General features: G+C 47.8%; 15 protein-coding genes. 10 read left to right on the forward strand and 5 right to left on the reverse strand.

The window, feature by feature from the left end; genetic code table 11:
* Nucleotides 1-12 precede the first annotated feature (12 nt).
* The 6 genes from QWZ17_RS21490 (at nt 13) to QWZ17_RS21515 (ending at nt 5,064) form a co-directional block, all read left to right on the forward strand.
* Nucleotides 13-2,235 carry a glycoside hydrolase family protein gene (locus QWZ17_RS21490; protein ID WP_290307373.1) on the forward strand — a complete coding sequence of 741 codons (2,223 nt, stop codon included), beginning with the start codon at nt 13-15 and terminating at the stop codon, nt 2,233-2,235.
* Entirely contained in the window at nt 2,213-2,998 is a 786-nt protein-coding gene (locus QWZ17_RS21495; protein ID WP_290307374.1) for a mechanosensitive ion channel family protein, read from the forward strand. Before QWZ17_RS21490 ends, QWZ17_RS21495 begins: the two co-directional genes overlap by 23 nt.
* The gene (locus QWZ17_RS21500) at nt 2,995-3,459 is read left to right on the forward strand and encodes a low affinity iron permease family protein (protein WP_290307375.1); all 465 of its coding nucleotides are present in this window, start codon (nt 2,995-2,997) and stop codon (nt 3,457-3,459) included. Before QWZ17_RS21495 ends, QWZ17_RS21500 begins: the two co-directional genes overlap by 4 nt.
* On the forward strand, nt 3,456-3,950 hold the full coding sequence (locus tag QWZ17_RS21505; RefSeq protein ID WP_290307376.1) for an inorganic diphosphatase: 495 nt from the start codon (nt 3,456-3,458) through the stop codon (nt 3,948-3,950). The genes QWZ17_RS21500 and QWZ17_RS21505 overlap by 4 nt, the downstream gene beginning before the upstream one ends.
* Entirely contained in the window at nt 3,934-4,419 is a 486-nt protein-coding gene (locus QWZ17_RS21510) for a DUF421 domain-containing protein (RefSeq protein WP_290307377.1), read from the forward strand. Before QWZ17_RS21505 ends, QWZ17_RS21510 begins: the two co-directional genes overlap by 17 nt.
* Nucleotides 4,420-4,506: 87 nt before the next feature.
* Nucleotides 4,507-5,064 carry a YciE/YciF ferroxidase family protein gene (locus QWZ17_RS21515; protein WP_290307378.1) on the forward strand — a complete coding sequence of 186 codons (558 nt, stop codon included), beginning with the start codon at nt 4,507-4,509 and terminating at the stop codon, nt 5,062-5,064.
* Between the two features lie 71 nt (nt 5,065-5,135).
* Here the strand turns inward: QWZ17_RS21515 and QWZ17_RS21520 are convergent, their stop codons facing one another.
* Entirely contained in the window at nt 5,136-7,868 is a 2,733-nt protein-coding gene (locus tag QWZ17_RS21520; protein WP_290307379.1) for a PAS domain S-box protein, read from the reverse strand.
* A gap of 135 nt (nt 7,869-8,003) precedes the next feature.
* On the opposite strand from QWZ17_RS21520, the gene QWZ17_RS21525 reads away from it, so the two are divergent.
* A complete protein-coding gene (locus tag QWZ17_RS21525; protein ID WP_290307380.1) occupies nt 8,004-8,312 on the forward strand; it encodes a response regulator in 309 nt (102 codons plus the stop codon).
* A 32-nt stretch (nt 8,313-8,344) separates the two neighbouring features.
* Here QWZ17_RS21525 and QWZ17_RS21530 read toward each other — a convergent pair whose 3' ends face one another.
* Together QWZ17_RS21530 and QWZ17_RS21535 are read right to left on the reverse strand one after the other, a co-directional pair.
* A complete protein-coding gene (locus QWZ17_RS21530; RefSeq protein WP_290307554.1) occupies nt 8,345-8,518 on the reverse strand; it encodes an HAD hydrolase-like protein in 174 nt (57 codons plus the stop codon).
* A gap of 9 nt (nt 8,519-8,527) precedes the next feature.
* Complete coding sequence (locus QWZ17_RS21535) at nt 8,528-9,121, reverse strand: HAD-IIA family hydrolase (protein ID WP_290307381.1); 594 nt, start codon at nt 9,119-9,121, stop codon at nt 8,528-8,530.
* Between the two features lie 151 nt (nt 9,122-9,272).
* On the opposite strand from QWZ17_RS21535, the gene QWZ17_RS21540 reads away from it, so the two are divergent.
* A complete protein-coding gene (locus QWZ17_RS21540; RefSeq protein ID WP_290307382.1) occupies nt 9,273-9,497 on the forward strand; it encodes a hypothetical protein in 225 nt (74 codons plus the stop codon).
* Nucleotides 9,498-9,620: 123 nt separating this feature from the next.
* On the opposite strand, the gene QWZ17_RS21545 is transcribed toward QWZ17_RS21540, so the two are convergent.
* Nucleotides 9,621-11,057 carry an AAA family ATPase gene (locus QWZ17_RS21545; RefSeq protein ID WP_290307383.1) on the reverse strand — a complete coding sequence of 479 codons (1,437 nt, stop codon included), beginning with the start codon at nt 11,055-11,057 and terminating at the stop codon, nt 9,621-9,623.
* 211 nt (nt 11,058-11,268) lie between these two features.
* Here QWZ17_RS21545 and QWZ17_RS21550 point away from each other — a divergent pair, with 211 nt between their 5' ends.
* Together QWZ17_RS21550 and QWZ17_RS21555 are read left to right on the forward strand one after the other, a co-directional pair.
* Nucleotides 11,269-12,507, forward strand: coding sequence for a site-specific integrase (locus tag QWZ17_RS21550; RefSeq protein WP_290307384.1), 1,239 nt, complete (start codon nt 11,269-11,271; stop codon nt 12,505-12,507).
* A 120-nt stretch (nt 12,508-12,627) separates the two neighbouring features.
* Complete coding sequence (locus tag QWZ17_RS21555; RefSeq protein ID WP_290307385.1) at nt 12,628-12,840, forward strand: helix-turn-helix domain-containing protein; 213 nt, start codon at nt 12,628-12,630, stop codon at nt 12,838-12,840.
* A gap of 212 nt (nt 12,841-13,052) precedes the next feature.
* Here the strand turns inward: QWZ17_RS21555 and QWZ17_RS21560 are convergent, their stop codons facing one another.
* Nucleotides 13,053-14,834: an IPT/TIG domain-containing protein gene (locus tag QWZ17_RS21560; RefSeq protein WP_290307386.1), complete on the reverse strand. Its 1,782-nt coding sequence runs from the start codon at nt 14,832-14,834 to the stop codon at nt 13,053-13,055.
* Between the last annotated feature and the right edge of the window lie 92 nt (nt 14,835-14,926).

The raw sequence follows: 14,926 nt of genomic DNA on the forward strand, positions 1-14,926 counted from the left end.
CTGAGTTCGATCATGAAACCTGTATCTGCCTGGCTGCTCACAGCCAATTCAAAACTGAATGATTCTTCCCGGCCTGCAGTTTATGAACAACATGCCGGCGGCTACTGGCTGCGGGTATACCTGACCGGCGACAGTTGCTGGCTGGTGGTTACCTGGCCGAACGGCAGCCGGATCGGCTTCCGGATGGCCTATGCTCCAAATGACGAGCTGGTTTTGGAACAGCCGGTAACAGCAGGAGACCGGGTGACCTTTCGGTGTTCTTCTCTGATCGGCAGATGTGAGACGGTGCTGGAACTGCCGGGTGAAGGCACACCGGTTATTCGCCTGACGACAGGGCTTGTTCCCTCAGCACCGCTGCTGTTTCCCTACTGGCCGCGGGATATCGTCGTGCTCGGCACCGCCGGCAGCGACGTTTTGGCGGAGGGTAATGTCAGGGTCAGCCAGGTGGGCACGCGTTCCGGGCAGTTGTATTTCAGTTTAACGCGGCCGGCTGCCGGTTCGGTTTTTTATCTTCAGAACCTGACCGCGCTGGCGGATTATAACCAGGCTACCGAAACCTCGGCCGGCGATACGGTAGGCGGCGAATGGCCGGAAATCGGTTTTGCGCTGCCGCCGACGCAGAAAAATAAACCGCTGGAAGCCGGTCAGCAGTATATCATGAGCGACGCTTTCATTGCCCTGAGCGACGATGTGCCGGCGGATGAAGCGGCGATGGTCAGGCAATACCTGGACCTGCTGGCCGCGATCTACCTTCGCCTGCCGCTGCCACTCACCAGCTATAAGGAATGGCCGGACGTTTTAAAGAGGGGCCTTGCCGATCTGCAGGACAGCCCGGGCTGCTGGTCACAGGTAGACGGATACCATTATTTCAATGCATATGTCTGTGACTACCTGACCCCGCCGGAGATCATGGTCCAATTGGCGATCCTGCTGCCCCTGCTGGACTATGTGGAATGGAACGGCGACCGCCTGGAGGTGATGAAAAAGATCAAAGCGGGTTTGCCGCCGTTCTATGATGAGGATTTGAAAACCATTATGCGCTGGCATCCTAAAGCGCTGGATAAGCTGAACGGCGAGGAAGAACATAAAAAGCCGCTGGTCATGGATTCCTGGTACCTGCAGCACCCGATGCTTAATTTATCACGCTTAGCTTTGAAAGGTGATAAGGCGGCGGAGCAGTTGTTCCTGGGCTCACTGGAATTTGTGATCAAGGTGGCCCATCAATTTGACTACAACTGGCCGGTGTTTTATAAGATGGATACGCTGGAAGTGATCAAGGCCGAGACCCGCCCGGGCAAGGGCGGCGAAAAGGATGTGCCGGGTCTCTATGCGCATGTATTACTGCAGGCTTGGGAACTGACGGGTGAAAAACGCTATCTCGCGGAAGCCGAGAAGGCGGCCCTGAAACTGAAAGGGCTGGGCTTTGAGGTGTTTTACCAGGCGAACAATACTGCCTTTTCTGCCGGCGCGCTGCTGCGCTTATATAAGATCACCAAAAAAGAGGTCTACCGGGAGCTGAGCTATCTTTGCCTGGCTAGTGTTTTTAAAAATACCCGGCTGTGGGACTGCAATTATGGGTACGGTAAGAATTTCCCGTCCTTCTTTGCGCTTTTCCCACTGAACGACGCGCCTTATACGGCGGCTTATGAAGAGGAAGAGGTTTTTTGCGCTTTCCATGATTACTTGCGCCACGCGGAGGGCGTCGATATCCTGCCCTCTCTGCGCCTGCTGATGGCCGAGTATATCCGGTACCTGATCGACCGGGCAGTTTTTTATTACCCGCCGATGCTGCCCAAAGAAATGCTGGCGGAAAAAGTGAAAACTGGCGAAGTGAACGCCGGTCTCTGGATTGCGCTCGAGGACCTGCATGACGGCTGGGAAAAATCCGGCGAGGTCGGTCAGGAGGTCTACGGTGCCGGGAACGCTTTCGGTATCCTGCCGCGGCATTACATCCGGATCGAGGGAGCGTCATTTATGATCTGCACTGACTATCCGACCTATGGCTTCTCCCCCGAAAAACACCGCCCGGCCAAATTTAAACTGGCGGGCGACGGACGGCTGCAAAGCAGGCTGGTGATCGTAAAGACTGATCAGGAAAAACTTCCCGCGTTCGAGGTCAGGGTTGATCATACATTGATAAATGGTAAGGAAATAAATCATGGTCACCTGGAATATTTTATTCCGGGGGATGGCCGGGTAACGGTAAACTGGAATGAATTTAACAAAGTTTTATGATAAGGCTTATGACTGGGTGATCCGGTTCGGGCCGCGTTTTCTCGTAGGAATGATCGTATTGTTTATCGGCCTCTGGCTGATCAAACTGCTGCTGAACCGCTCGCATAAAGGCATGCACCGCAAGGAAGTTGACCCTACCCTGAAGTCCTTTTTAGCAAGCCTGCTGGGCGTGGTGCTGCGGGTATTACTGGTACTGGGGGTCATGCAGATCATGGGGATCCAGATGACACTGTTTACGGCGCTGGTCTGCGCGTTCGGCGTGGCGATTGGGCTGGCGCTTTCGGGCACGCTGCAGAACTTCGCGAGCGGCATCCTGATCATGCTGCTCAAGCCCTTTGTGGTGGGCGACAATATCATCACCCAGGGCCTGGAAGGTACGGTAACTTCGATCCAGATCTTTTATACGCTGATGACCACTTACGATAACCGCTCGGTGATCCTGCCCAACAGCATGCTGTCGAACAATATGATCATCAATATCAGCCGGGAAGGCAGCCGGCGGCTGGACATCGACTACAAATTTAAAAACGGCGTGGATATCGCACAGGTGCAACAAGTGATCGGCGGGATCATCGATCAGGAAGAGGCCTGTCTCAAAACCCCCGAGCGACGGATCGGCATCTCGCAGCTGGAACAGGATAATTTTGTGATGGCCATCAATGTCTGGGTGGCGGCCCATGGTTTCTGGGATACGAAGATGCGCCTGCAACAGGCCTTGTTACAAGGGTTCAAAGATGCGGGTGTAAAAATTGGCGGATTATGAAAAAGAAAAGCAATTTTTTTGAGCGGTTCTCCAATTGGGCGACGGCGGCTACCGGTAGTTCGGCGGCTTTTTTTATCGCTATCGGCACGATCGTGGTTTGGCTAATCACGGGACCTGTCTTTCATTATTCGGATACCTGGCAGCTGATCATCAATACAGGGACGACCATTGTCACTTTTCTGATGGTCTTCCTCATTCAAAAATCGCAGAACAAGGATTCAAAGGCTATCCATTTGAAACTAAATGAACTGCTGGCCTCGCATGAAGGCACCAGCAACCGGATGGTGAACATTGAAGACCTGACCGAGGAGGAACTGGATCACCTGTATAAATTCTACCGGCAGCTATCAAACCTGGCAGAAAAGGAAAACGACCTGACCAAAACGCATTCCATTGATGCCGCGGAGGAGAACCAGAAACGAAAATCCGTTGCCCGTAAACCCAGACCCGCAGCCAAATGAAAAAGCCGATAACCGTAACGATAATGGTGGAAAGCCCTAAAGGCTCCAGCCAGAAATTTGATTATAATGAAAAAGAAAACCGCTTCCGGCTCAACAAAGTATTACCGGCCGGCCTGGCTTTTCCTTTTGATTTCGGCATGATCCCGGGGACCAAAGGTGAAGACGGCGATCCGCTGGATATCATTGTACTGGACGAATATGCGACCTTTCCGGGCTGTATGATCGATTGCCGCATCATCGGTGCGTTACAAGCGGAACAAACTGAGCGCGATGGCCGGACCCGGCGCAATGATCGTTTCATCGGCGTCCCCGAAGTTTCCCAGCTATTTTCAGAGGTCAAAACGCTGGAAGACCTGCCGGAAGCTATCTTAAATCAACTGGAACATTTTTTTATAAATTATAACGAACAAGCCGGTAAGCGGTTCAAAGTGACCGGCAGACTGGGTGAGCAACCGGCAATCAAACTGATCGGACATGGAACTATTAAATAAACTTTTCGGCGAAGGCAAAGACCTCAACGCACTGCAGATGAGTGATCGCGCCGCGGTCATATTCGTGATCGCGCTAATCCTCATCCGGATCTCCGGACGCCGCTCCTTTGGGGTACGGACGCCGCTGGATAATATTATTACGATTTCACTCGGTGCAGTGATGAGCCGGGCGATCGTCGGTGCGTCTGATTTCGTGCCCGTCGTGGTTTGCTGTTTCGTGATCGTGTTGCTGCACCGGCTGTTCGGCTGGCTGATCGCGCACAGCAAGGCTTTCGGGCGGTTCATCGAAGGGGACAAAATGGTACTTTTCGAAAAAGGGCGATTTAACCAGGAGCACATGAAAGACGCGCTGGTTTGTGAAGAGGACATCATGCAGGGCGTCCGGAAATCAGCCATGACCGAGGATATGAACAAGATCGAAAAAGTTTATATGGAACGCAACGGCGAGATCAGTTCAATAAAAGAATAAGCACTTACTGGAATATTATTTGTACTGTTTATGTGCGATTGATTCCGCAGTCAAATATCAAATCAAAAACTATTAAAATCTAACATTATGCCTACAAAAACAAACAAAAAAGCGACTGCAGCAGCTGCAAGCCGCTCTGAAAAAGCCGAAAGCGCTTTAAAAGAATTATTCGTTGACGAATTGAAAGATATTTACTGGGCCGAAAAGCATTTAGCTACCGCCTTACCGAAACTGATCAAGGGCGCAACTTCGGAGGATCTGAAACAAACGATCACTACCCACCTGGAAGAAACCAAGAACCAGATCACCCGTCTGGAAAGCGTGTTTGCCTCAGTTGGTGAAAAAGCTGCCGCTAAAAAATGTCTGGCCATGGAAGGCTTGTTAGCAGAGGCCACTGAACTGTTATCAGATACGGATAAAGGAACTGAAGTACGCGATGTGGCCATTATTTCGGCAGCTCAAAAAGTAGAACATTACGAGATCGCCTCTTATGGCACCCTGCGCACTTTGGCAGGAACGTTAGGTTACAGCGAAGCGCAAAGCCTGCTAGATGAAACCCTGGCCGAAGAAAAAAATGCAGATTCCCTGCTGACCCAGGTAGCCGAGAATTATGTAAACGAAGCCGCTGCTGCGGAGGTTGAATAATTCATTTTTATCTGAATTGATTAGGGGATGCCGCAAGGTGTCCCCTTTTTTATCCGATGTCCTATGGGTCATCAGAGCGGCAGTCTAAAATGAAAGATGCTGCCTTTGCCCGGTTCGCTTTCTGCCCATATTTTGCCGCCGTGACGTTCAATGATCTCCGAGCTCAGGTAGAGTCCGATGCCAAAGCCCGCAATATGTCGGGTGTGATCTGCTTCCACCCGGTAATAACGGTCAAATATCTTATCTAAGTCCTGGGCTCTGATCCCCAGGCCTTCATCTTTTACACTGACGGTCACTTGTCCATCGCCCGCAGCGCAGCTGATCTCGATCGGTGCTCCTTTAGGAGAGTATTTGATCGCATTGCTGAGCAGATTGGAGATCACAGAGCCGATCTTGTCCCGGTCCGCTGTCACGGTGATCGGTGGGCAGCGGTCAAACCGGATCAGATCGGTATTTGCGGTCAGGCTGGCTTCGCTGATCATATCCGCGATCAGTTCCCCGATATCCAACGGTTGTTTATCGATATGGATCTTACCCGATTCCAGACGGGAGATATTCAAAAAGCCGTTGATCATGTTGGTCATCCGTTTGACCTGCTGTCCAGCTTTTTCTATAGCTCCGATCAGAAATTTGTCTTCACTGTTCTTTAGCTTGAGGTTAGCCACCTGGACGATCGCACTGAGTGAGGTCAGCGGTGTTTTGAGCTCATGGCTCACCATCCCGATAAAATCGCCTTTCCGGGTCTCATCGAGTTTTTTCTCCGTGATATCACGCGCGATCTTGGATATACCGATCATGTTACCCTGCCGGTCTCTGATCGGCGATATGGTCAGCGACACATCTATCAGGCGGCCATCTTTGGTTTGCCGTTTGGTTTCGAAGTGCTGTACCCGTTGCCCGGATCTCAGACGCGAGATGATCTGCGGCTCTTCATGATGCAACTCATCAGGTATGAGCTTATAGATGCTTTCGCCGATCATTTCCCCCGCGGTATAACCAAAGATCCGTTCAGCCGCATCGTTCCAGCTGGTGATCACACTGTCGAAGGTTTTACTGATGATGGCATCATCCGAGGACTGAATGATCGCAGCCAGTTTGGCGCTTTGCTCTTCGGCGGATTTGATATCGGTAATGTCCAGCACGGTTCCGATGAACCGGGCCGCCTCACCCCGGTCAAAGAATGCGGTTCCCTGTACCTTGATCCAGCGGATCTCTTCATCTCCAAAACGAATGATCCGAAAAGTGATTTCATAATGCCCCCCTTTTTGGGGGTCTATGGCTCTTTGTATCTGTTGTTGTACCCAGTCGTGGTCTTCCGGATGGATGTGCTCAGAGAAAGTAGCAAAAGTCGGCTCCTGGTCAGGCGGTAGTCCATAGATCTCGCGGCATTCCTTTGACCAGTAGAGTGCGCCGCTGCGGGGATCATAATCCCAGGTGCCCAGGCGGGTGGATTCGATAGCCATCTTTAAACGTGAAGTGCTGGTCTCCAGTTCATGATTCGTGGCCTGCAGGCGCTGCTGCATCGAGATCAGTTCTTCATTGGTGGTGATCAATTCCTCATTGGAGGCAGCCTGTTCTTCATTTACGGCGATCATCTCCTCGTTCACAGCCTGTAATTCTTCCGAGGCCTGGGCCAGTTTCTCTTCCCAGACCTTACGTTCGGTAATATCCCTTGTCGTGCCCGCAACAGCTTCCACTTCCCCTTCAGCATTCAGTACCGGTATCAAAATATAATCGTAGATCCGTTTGCCCAGGGTGGCATGGGGGAAAGCCACCTCGCCTCGCACGGATTTTTTGGTTGCCCTGACCTGGTCGATCTCCCGTTCATGCATTGCAGCATGCCATTCTTCATAACCATTCTCACGCAGACCTTTGCCGATGGCGTTGTCCCAGGTCTTGCCCCACATGGCCAGCAGTGCACTGTTGACATAGGTAAAATTATAATCGAGGTCCCAGACATACATCAGGTCGGGCGTTCCGGAAGTGATCGTCTCATAGACCCTGCGTTGACGGTCTGCCTGTTCACGGGTTTCCCGCAAGGCCGCTTCGATCTGCTTATGTTGGGTAATATCGCTGGCGGTACCAAACCATTCCAGGATCTCGCCCCGGTCATCCAGAATGGGGACCGCGCGGGAAAAGGTCCAGCCCGTCGAACCGTTAGCGCGCAATACGCGGTGTTCCAATTCAAAGATCTTTTTATCCCGGATCGCTTCGCTGATCTTTATATTGACCATTTCCATATCGTCCGGGTAGACGTTTTGATCACGCCAGCCCGTGATCGGTTCCAGGGTGTCGCGCAAAAAGCCGCGGCCATCCAGCGGTCGCATCACTTCCCAATCGGGACTGAGGCTGTAGATCACATCGGATGTTGCGGTAACAAGGGCGCGCAGCCTTTCTTCGTCGGCAGCAATGGCCCGCCGTTCTTTTACCTGCTTGGTATTTTCCAGTACCCAGACCGCGATCTTGCTGACCTTATTCGTGTTATCCAAAACCGGTGCATAAACGAAGGTTACGAAGATCAGTTCTTCACGGCCGTGACGGATAAGCATCAATTCAACTTCGTTGGCATAAAATGCCTCACCCGATTCTGCCACTCTTTTCAGCGCACTTGCATAAAGTGATTCTGCTTCGGCAAAAGGTTCCCAATACCATTTGCCGAGGATTGCTGCCCTGGGCTTGCCTGCGATCTCCAGGAATTTATCGTTAACGATCTCAGCGACCAATGTGGCCGCATCCAGTATGCAGATACCGATGGGTGCGGTCAGTACCGCTTTCTCTAAATTTTCTCCGTTGGTCAGTTGCATAATGGGACAGGTTTTCCGTGAATAGCAAATAAACCAAAAACAACGGGTTTTGTTTAGCAGTGGCTTAGGGATGCGGACTCCTGCAAACATTTTATCACCAGGCCATCCTGGACGTCGTTGCCGAAGCACTGTTGTATGAGCAGTTTGAGGTATTGGGATATCGCGTTGGGCAGTCAGCTGTTCGATGCCGTGCGGGAATTCTCGCCGGAATTGATCCTGCTGGACTACCGGCTCGCGGATACCAATGGCGGCGATCTTTGCCGGCAGTTAAAGGCTTCACCCGAATACCGCCATATTCCGGTGGTTATTTTCTCAGCTTGCTTTACGGCGGCGGACACGGCGCTCCCAGAGGGCTGCGACGGGATCCTGTACAAGCCGTTTGATCTGGAATCCTTGTTGAACACGGTTTACGGTTTTCTGGACGGTACTACAGCCAACCGGTAGATCTACAGAAGCGGGCTCCACTTTTGTCCGGATTATTGCCACCATGCTAAAGGAAATCTGATCTGCTCTACCGAGTCTACGATTAGGTGCGGCCGGTAGCCGTATTTCACCAACTCTTTTTCGTCAGCGATCCCGGATAACACCAGTATTGTTTTGAAGCCCATATAGATACCGCCAATAATGTCGGTTTCCATCGTATCGCCGATGACCGTAACCTATTTCGGCTTCAACCCCATATAGGCCGCCGCCGAACGCATCATCAAGGGGTTAGGTTTGCCGATCACAAAAGGTTCACGGCCGCTGGCTTCTTTGATCATGGCTGCGGTAGCCGCAATACCCAAATTATTCCAGCCCTCGCGCCGCGGTGAGGGATCGCGGTTGGTCGCGATGTAGCTTGCACCGGCAAGGATCATATCCACCGCCTGGTGTACCTTATCCAGACTGAATTCGTAACCTTCGCCGAGGAGCACCAGATCCGGTTTTGCTGTTACCATACGGATATCGGCATTACTCAGACTTTTCAGCAAGCCGCCTTCACCCAAAACATGGACGCTGCAGCCGGGATAATGTTCCGTCAGGAAAGTAGCAGTTGTCATGGCGCTAGTGTAGATGTGTGCTTCGGTCACTTTGATACCCAGTTTGGACAGCTTCCCGACCGCATTCGCGCGGCTTTTGGAGCTGTTGTTGGCCAGGAAAGTGAAGGGTATCTTCTTATCGAGTAAGCGTTTGACGAAAACATCAGCGCCTTCGATCAGTTCGTCACCAGCGTAGATCACGCCGTCCATATCGATTATTAATCCGTGTTTCATATGGGTTTAAGAGAATACGCTTTGTGCTTTTTTGAGTGTTTTCTCTAGGTCGATGCCGTCTATCCATGTCGGCGCGATCTATTTCCGTAACATCACGGCCATCTATCAGAACGGGACAAAACCCAAGCCGGCATCTTACGTGTTAAAGGAAATGAACTTGGCGGCGACCGACCTGTTGATCGACTCGGCCAAGCAAACAGACCGGTCGCGGACCTTATTTTGCCGCGACATCGTCACCGATCTGCACCATTTCAGCTGGAAAATGGCAGACGGTTTATACCTATCGAAAGTAGATAGTGATCGTATTGCCAGTTTAATACCTGTCCGGGGGATTGCGCCTGCGCTAATGTCGCTAAGAATAACTGCAACAAAATAAGTATTGACTGGTTCCTTATGATCTTATGTCTACGAATTTAATAAAAGCAAGACAGTTCTTATATCAAGAAGGTTGCACAGCAGTACGTCATTATAATTGGAATTAAAATGTGATTCTGAGAAGTTATACCTCAAATAGTACATCCATGGTAATTTGCTGTTGTATTAATCCCGGATAGCTACGAATGTTTTTTATACCATACGTAGTTACCAAAGTCATAAATAGCGACTTTTTACTTTTCGTTTGCTCTTGAAAAATTTTAAGCTTATTGTCAAGTTCCTTCGCGTATGCTTTGGTTATTTCAAAAGTATCTGAAGCAAATTTCATTTCACATATGTTAATACAGCGATCAGCCCTGTCGATTAACATATCAATTTGTGCACCTTGCTCGCCCTTCGATTTGGGTTGATACCTCCAGACAGAAACTTCTGAATAAACGTTTTTGATTCCGATGGCATTCTTGATCTGATCAATATGCTTCATACATATACTTTCGAAGGCTATGCCGCTCCAGCTTTTCCATGATGCGCCTGCCGAGAACATTAACCAGGTACCGGGTCCTATTGCCCGGCTATTTTCAATAAATTTGATATAAAATAGGGAGTACTCGTCTGTTAACTTATAAACATTGTCTTTCGAAGTTTTGCCAAAGGGGATGTAAGGTGTAATAAACCCAGATTCTGTTAGCTCATTTAATAGCTGCGAGGTATAGCCACCGGATGTCAGCTTGCAGGTTTCGATGATCTCAGTTCGTGTCAACCCCTTGCCTTTGCTCGCTAAAGCTCTTATAATATCAATGTGGTTTTCCGCACTGTCGAACAAGGAATAATAGAGATTTTTAAATTCATCGTGGAGCAACCCGTCTTTGGTAAAACATAATTTGTCAATCGCCTGAGCTGAGCTATCTCCCGATTCTATCTCTTTCAGGTATTGAGGTATCCCACCCATGGCCATATAGATCTGTAATATTTGATATTTATCCAGTTTGACTTTTCTGTGCTTTAAATAATCTGCGGTTTCTGCCACCGTAAAAGGCAGTAAACGTATTCTGCGTGTTACTCTATTATGAAGGCCGCCACGGTTATTGATGACTTTTTTTATCATCCAGGATGCTGCAGAACCGCAGATCACCACTACAAGATTCTTTTCTTTGGAGGCCCAACTGTTCCAAAAATTTTCAAATGCAGGCAAAAAACCAGATCGGGGTGTATTTATCCAGGGAAACTCATCAAAAAAAACAATTTGTCTGCCCTTTTTAACTAAAGGCGTAAGGTATTGGATCAGCATTTGAAAAGCCTGTATCCAACTATCTGGTTTAGCTAACTGAATTCCGCCGCTAACATTGGTTAAGGCCAGGCTGAAACTTTCCAGTTCCTGATGAAGTGTTGCATTATGCGTGCCTGAAAACTCAAATGCTAAGCCATTAATAAATCCATTCCTGATCAAAAATGTTTTTCCAATCCTTCTACGGCCATATACAGCAAGCAACTCAGGTTCACCAGAATTTTCAATCCGTTTAATTATTGTTTTTTCTTCTGTTCTACCAATTACATTTTCCATAAATTATGAGTTTTGGCGTGATATAGATTTTTATATTGCGCCAAAACTATATAAAAAAAAGCAGTTTTGGCGTGATATAGTATTTTATATTACGCCAAAACTCTCTTTAAACAAAATACCTTTTGTATTCATGGGTAATCTGCGGGCTCCTCTGTAATTGAGCAGCCATAATTGTGCATCTTACCAGCTTTTTCATTTATAAAGATCAACTATGCTAGAGAAAAGCTTTGGACTATTTTATTATCTCAAACAAACAAAAACACAAAAAAAACACAAAAAATATATTTATCTGCGAATTACCGTCGATGGTGAACGGAAGGATATTTCGCTCAAACGGCAATGGGATACTTTGAATTGGAATACAGAGTTTGGCCGGGCTACAGGCAACAAAAAGGATGCTAGAGAATTAAATTCTTATCTCGATGTAATAACAAGTAAAGTCTATCAGATCAAACGTCATTTAATGGAGATGAGCAAACCCATTACTGCACAAAATATAAAGGACCTGCTCACCGGGAAAGAAGATCAGGAGCATACCATCATTGCTGAAATAGAGAAGCACAATGAACGCATCGCCTCATTGATAGGAACAGATTTTGAGCGGTCTACCCTTACACGTTATAAAACAGTACAGGGGCATGCGCAAGCATTTATCAACTGGAAATATCAACAACATGACCTAAACATCAAACAATTAAATTATGAGTTCATTTCCGATTTTGGTTTCTGGCTGAAGAGTGAACGCAATTGCGGGCACAATGCAGCTATGAAGTATTTAAGCAATTTTAAAAAGATCGTTTTGGAATGTGTTAAGAAAGGTTGGTTAAAAAGTGATCCCTTTGTCGATTATAAATTTAACAGGAAAGAGGCTGAACCAGTGGCCTTGACCCAAGCCGAGTTAAATAGGATCGTCTCAAAAAAATTCGTTATCGACCGGTTAGAACATGTTAAAGATATTTTTCTCTTCAGCTGCTTTACCGGATTATCATATGTTGATGTCTACAAATTACACCGTGATGATATCATAGCCGGGGAAGGCCTCGAAAAATGGATAAACACTAAGCGTAAAAAGACCAAAGCAATCACACGCCTGCCGCTTCTACCGGCTGCAGAACAGATTATGAATAAATACAACCAGCATCCTACCTGTATAAAAAGATGTTCTGTTTTACCTGTGCTTACCAACCAGAAAATGAATTCGTATTTGAAAGAAATTGCCGACCAATGCAAAATAAATAAGAATTTAACTTTTCATATCGCCCGGCATACCTTTGCCACAACGGTCACGCTTGAAAATGGTGTACCAATGGAAACGGTATCAAAAATGCTTGGGCATAAATCCCTAAAGCACACCCAGCATTATGCGAAGTTAACAGATAACAAAGTTGGCAGTGATATGCGTTTATTAAAGAGAAAGCTCAAAGCCAATGCGGAATTATTGGCAACTTAGTAATAACTCTTAGCGTGTCGTTGTACGACTTTGATAAAGCACATTGAAAGTGCAATTAAATGCACTTTCAATGTGCTGATAATAAATATTATTAATTTAAATCCCCAAAAGAGCACTATAATGCACTTTAAAGAAATAATTGCTACCATAAAAACAAGACGTAAATCACTTCAAGTTACGCAAGAGGAAGTGTCAGAATTGTCCGGAGTGTCGCTTCGCACACTCAAGCAATTTGAATCTTCAAAGGGTAATTTAACAATGGCTAACCTGCAAAAACTATGTGATACATTGGGATTGGAAATCAAACTAACCGTTAAAGAAATCCATAGATGATAGGAGTTGGAAATGTCGGATTTTTGGCCTAAATTCGTATCGAGCGAGTCAAAATCAATCAATTGAAATCAAGTTATTCGGTTACCTTATCGGTTACCTAAGATACGAAATATTGATCTAAGCGGTCAAAAACGGCATTTTCGCGGACCCGTCCATTCCGCAACAATAAAGGGCCTTGCTTTTCAGTAAGGCCCTTTTACTTTTGAGGTTTTTTATTTCACGTAAATGGATAAAACCTGGTTGGCAAAGGTAGCTGCACAGTTTGAACTTGCTACGGTACAACCGGGGTCCATTTCAACAAAGTTTCCATTTTTCCAATAACAGTTGTTGCCGGATGATGACGAGGCGCCGGTTACATACAAATCAGTGTTATTGTATAAAAATATTGAAGAAACATTCTCTGCAAGCGCATATCCGGCAATATTTATCATGCTGCCGTTTTTCCAAACAGCCCCGGTGCCGTTATACCGTCCTCCAACATAGACGTCGCTGCCAAATACCGATATGCACGAAACGTCGTTAAATAAGCTGTTTGCGGGAGTGCTCATGGATACCGCTACACCATTTTTCCACAAACGGGGCGCCTTATTAACAACTCCGCCGGTAGTAGCGTCACGTATTTCTTCTGTACCGGCAATATAAACATCACTCCCGGATATGTATACAGCCGTGGCCTGGGCGCTGCCAGAGCTTACGCCGTTGGTAATATCAACCGGAACACCATTTTTCCAATAGGTTGCCTTCAAAATAGTCGACCGGCTTAAATAGCGTGCGCCTGCAACATATACGTCGCCGCTGTTGCTGATAGCCATACCGTTAGCGCCTCCGGAAATAATATCGGTCACTATGGTGGTTAAGGCCTGCGCGGTGCCGTTTTTCCACACATTCCAGGTATTATTGGCCGTGCCAAGGCAATATATATTAGTTCCGGTAATGGCAACGGAAACTGTGTACCCTGTTTGGGAAGAAAGCTGCGTAGCGATACTGTTTTTCCAATAGTTGGGTGTGTGTGCTGTTGAAACACCGGCCACATAAATATCGGCCCCCACACCAACCATACCGTAAGGGTTAAGCCAATCGGCCACTGCTGTAAACTTTGAGTTTTGCCAGTAACCGTACCCGTAGCGGGTATCAGAACCAACCACATAAATACCAGCACCAGTAGATGCAACATAAGTAAAAGCAAAAGCGTTTGATGTTCCCACCAGGGTAGTAACGGTTACATTGCCCGAACTGCCGCCCGTAGGCGCAACCACAACCAATTGTGTGGCAGTAGCGCTGGTAACAGCAGCCGTTGTTCCGTTAAACTTAACAATATCATTTGCTGCCGTAACATCAAAATTTGTCCCTGTAATGGTTATTGACGCACCTGCCACCCCCGAAGCCGGACTGATACCAGAAATGGCTGGTGCCTGCAAATAGGTAAATACCGGGCCTGTGGCGGTACCGCCGCTTGTGGTTTCGGTTACGGCTCCAGTGCTGCCGCCCGCAGGCGCGGTTACAACCAGTGAAGTACTTGTTGCAGATGTGATGGTTGCCGCGGTTCCGTTAAACTTAACCGAGTTATTAGCAACAACCGGATCAAAATTAGTCCCCGTAATGGTAATAGCGGTACCCGCCTTGGCCGAAATGGGATTAATAGTGCTTATAACCGGCGCTTGCAGGTATGTAAATACTGGTCCGGTGGCGGTGCCGGCTGTTGTGGTTACCATTACGGTTCCTGTACTGCCGCCCGCCGGTACAGTTGCAATCAATGTATTGCCGCTGGATGATATAACTGTTGCAGCCGAACCATTAAATTTAACCGTATTACCGGCGGCCGAGGCATCAAAGTTAGAGCCATTGATGGTAACTGACGCACCAGCTAACCCTGACGAAGGCGAAATTGTACTAATGACCGGCGCCGGCGGCGGATTATTTTTTTTACAGCCCGTAGATATCGTTACGATTGCTGATAAAAATAACAGGATTGAAAGGTAGATTGCATTTTTCATAAAGTTTCGGCTGTTTTATTGATACTGATAAACAGACAACTAATTTGAAAATATGCGCTAACCTGGTCAATCCTCTTTTTGAGTGAATGAAG

The organism is Mucilaginibacter flavus, from assembly GCF_030409315.1.
GTDB classification, from domain to species: Bacteria; Bacteroidota; Bacteroidia; order Sphingobacteriales; family Sphingobacteriaceae; genus Mucilaginibacter; species Mucilaginibacter flavus.

Bases quoted from the DNA above. Each gene is read 5' to 3' on its own strand.
- QWZ17_RS21550 (WP_290307384.1), top strand. From the start codon at position 11,269: ATGCTAGAGAAAAGCTTTGGACTATTTTATTATCTCAAACAAACAAAA.
- QWZ17_RS21515 (WP_290307378.1), top strand. From the start codon at position 4,507: ATGCCTACAAAAACAAACAAAAAAGCGACTGCAGCAGCTGCAAGCCGC.
- QWZ17_RS21495 (WP_290307374.1), top strand. From the start codon at position 2,213: ATGAATTTAACAAAGTTTTATGATAAGGCTTATGACTGGGTGATCCGG.
- QWZ17_RS21535 (WP_290307381.1), bottom strand. From the start codon at position 9,121: ATGAAACACGGATTAATAATCGATATGGACGGCGTGATCTACGCTGGT.
- QWZ17_RS21560 (WP_290307386.1), bottom strand. From the start codon at position 14,834: ATGAAAAATGCAATCTACCTTTCAATCCTGTTATTTTTATCAGCAATC.
- QWZ17_RS21525 (WP_290307380.1), top strand. From the start codon at position 8,004: ATGAGCAGTTTGAGGTATTGGGATATCGCGTTGGGCAGTCAGCTGTTC.
- QWZ17_RS21490 (WP_290307373.1), top strand. From the start codon at position 13: ATGAAACCTGTATCTGCCTGGCTGCTCACAGCCAATTCAAAACTGAAT.
- QWZ17_RS21520 (WP_290307379.1), bottom strand. From the start codon at position 7,868: ATGCAACTGACCAACGGAGAAAATTTAGAGAAAGCGGTACTGACCGCA.
- QWZ17_RS21555 (WP_290307385.1), top strand. From the start codon at position 12,628: ATGCACTTTAAAGAAATAATTGCTACCATAAAAACAAGACGTAAATCA.
- QWZ17_RS21510 (WP_290307377.1), top strand. From the start codon at position 3,934: ATGGAACTATTAAATAAACTTTTCGGCGAAGGCAAAGACCTCAACGCA.
- QWZ17_RS21545 (WP_290307383.1), bottom strand. From the start codon at position 11,057: ATGGAAAATGTAATTGGTAGAACAGAAGAAAAAACAATAATTAAACGG.
- QWZ17_RS21505 (WP_290307376.1), top strand. From the start codon at position 3,456: ATGAAAAAGCCGATAACCGTAACGATAATGGTGGAAAGCCCTAAAGGC.
- QWZ17_RS21500 (WP_290307375.1), top strand. From the start codon at position 2,995: ATGAAAAAGAAAAGCAATTTTTTTGAGCGGTTCTCCAATTGGGCGACG.
- QWZ17_RS21540 (WP_290307382.1), top strand. From the start codon at position 9,273: ATGAACTTGGCGGCGACCGACCTGTTGATCGACTCGGCCAAGCAAACA.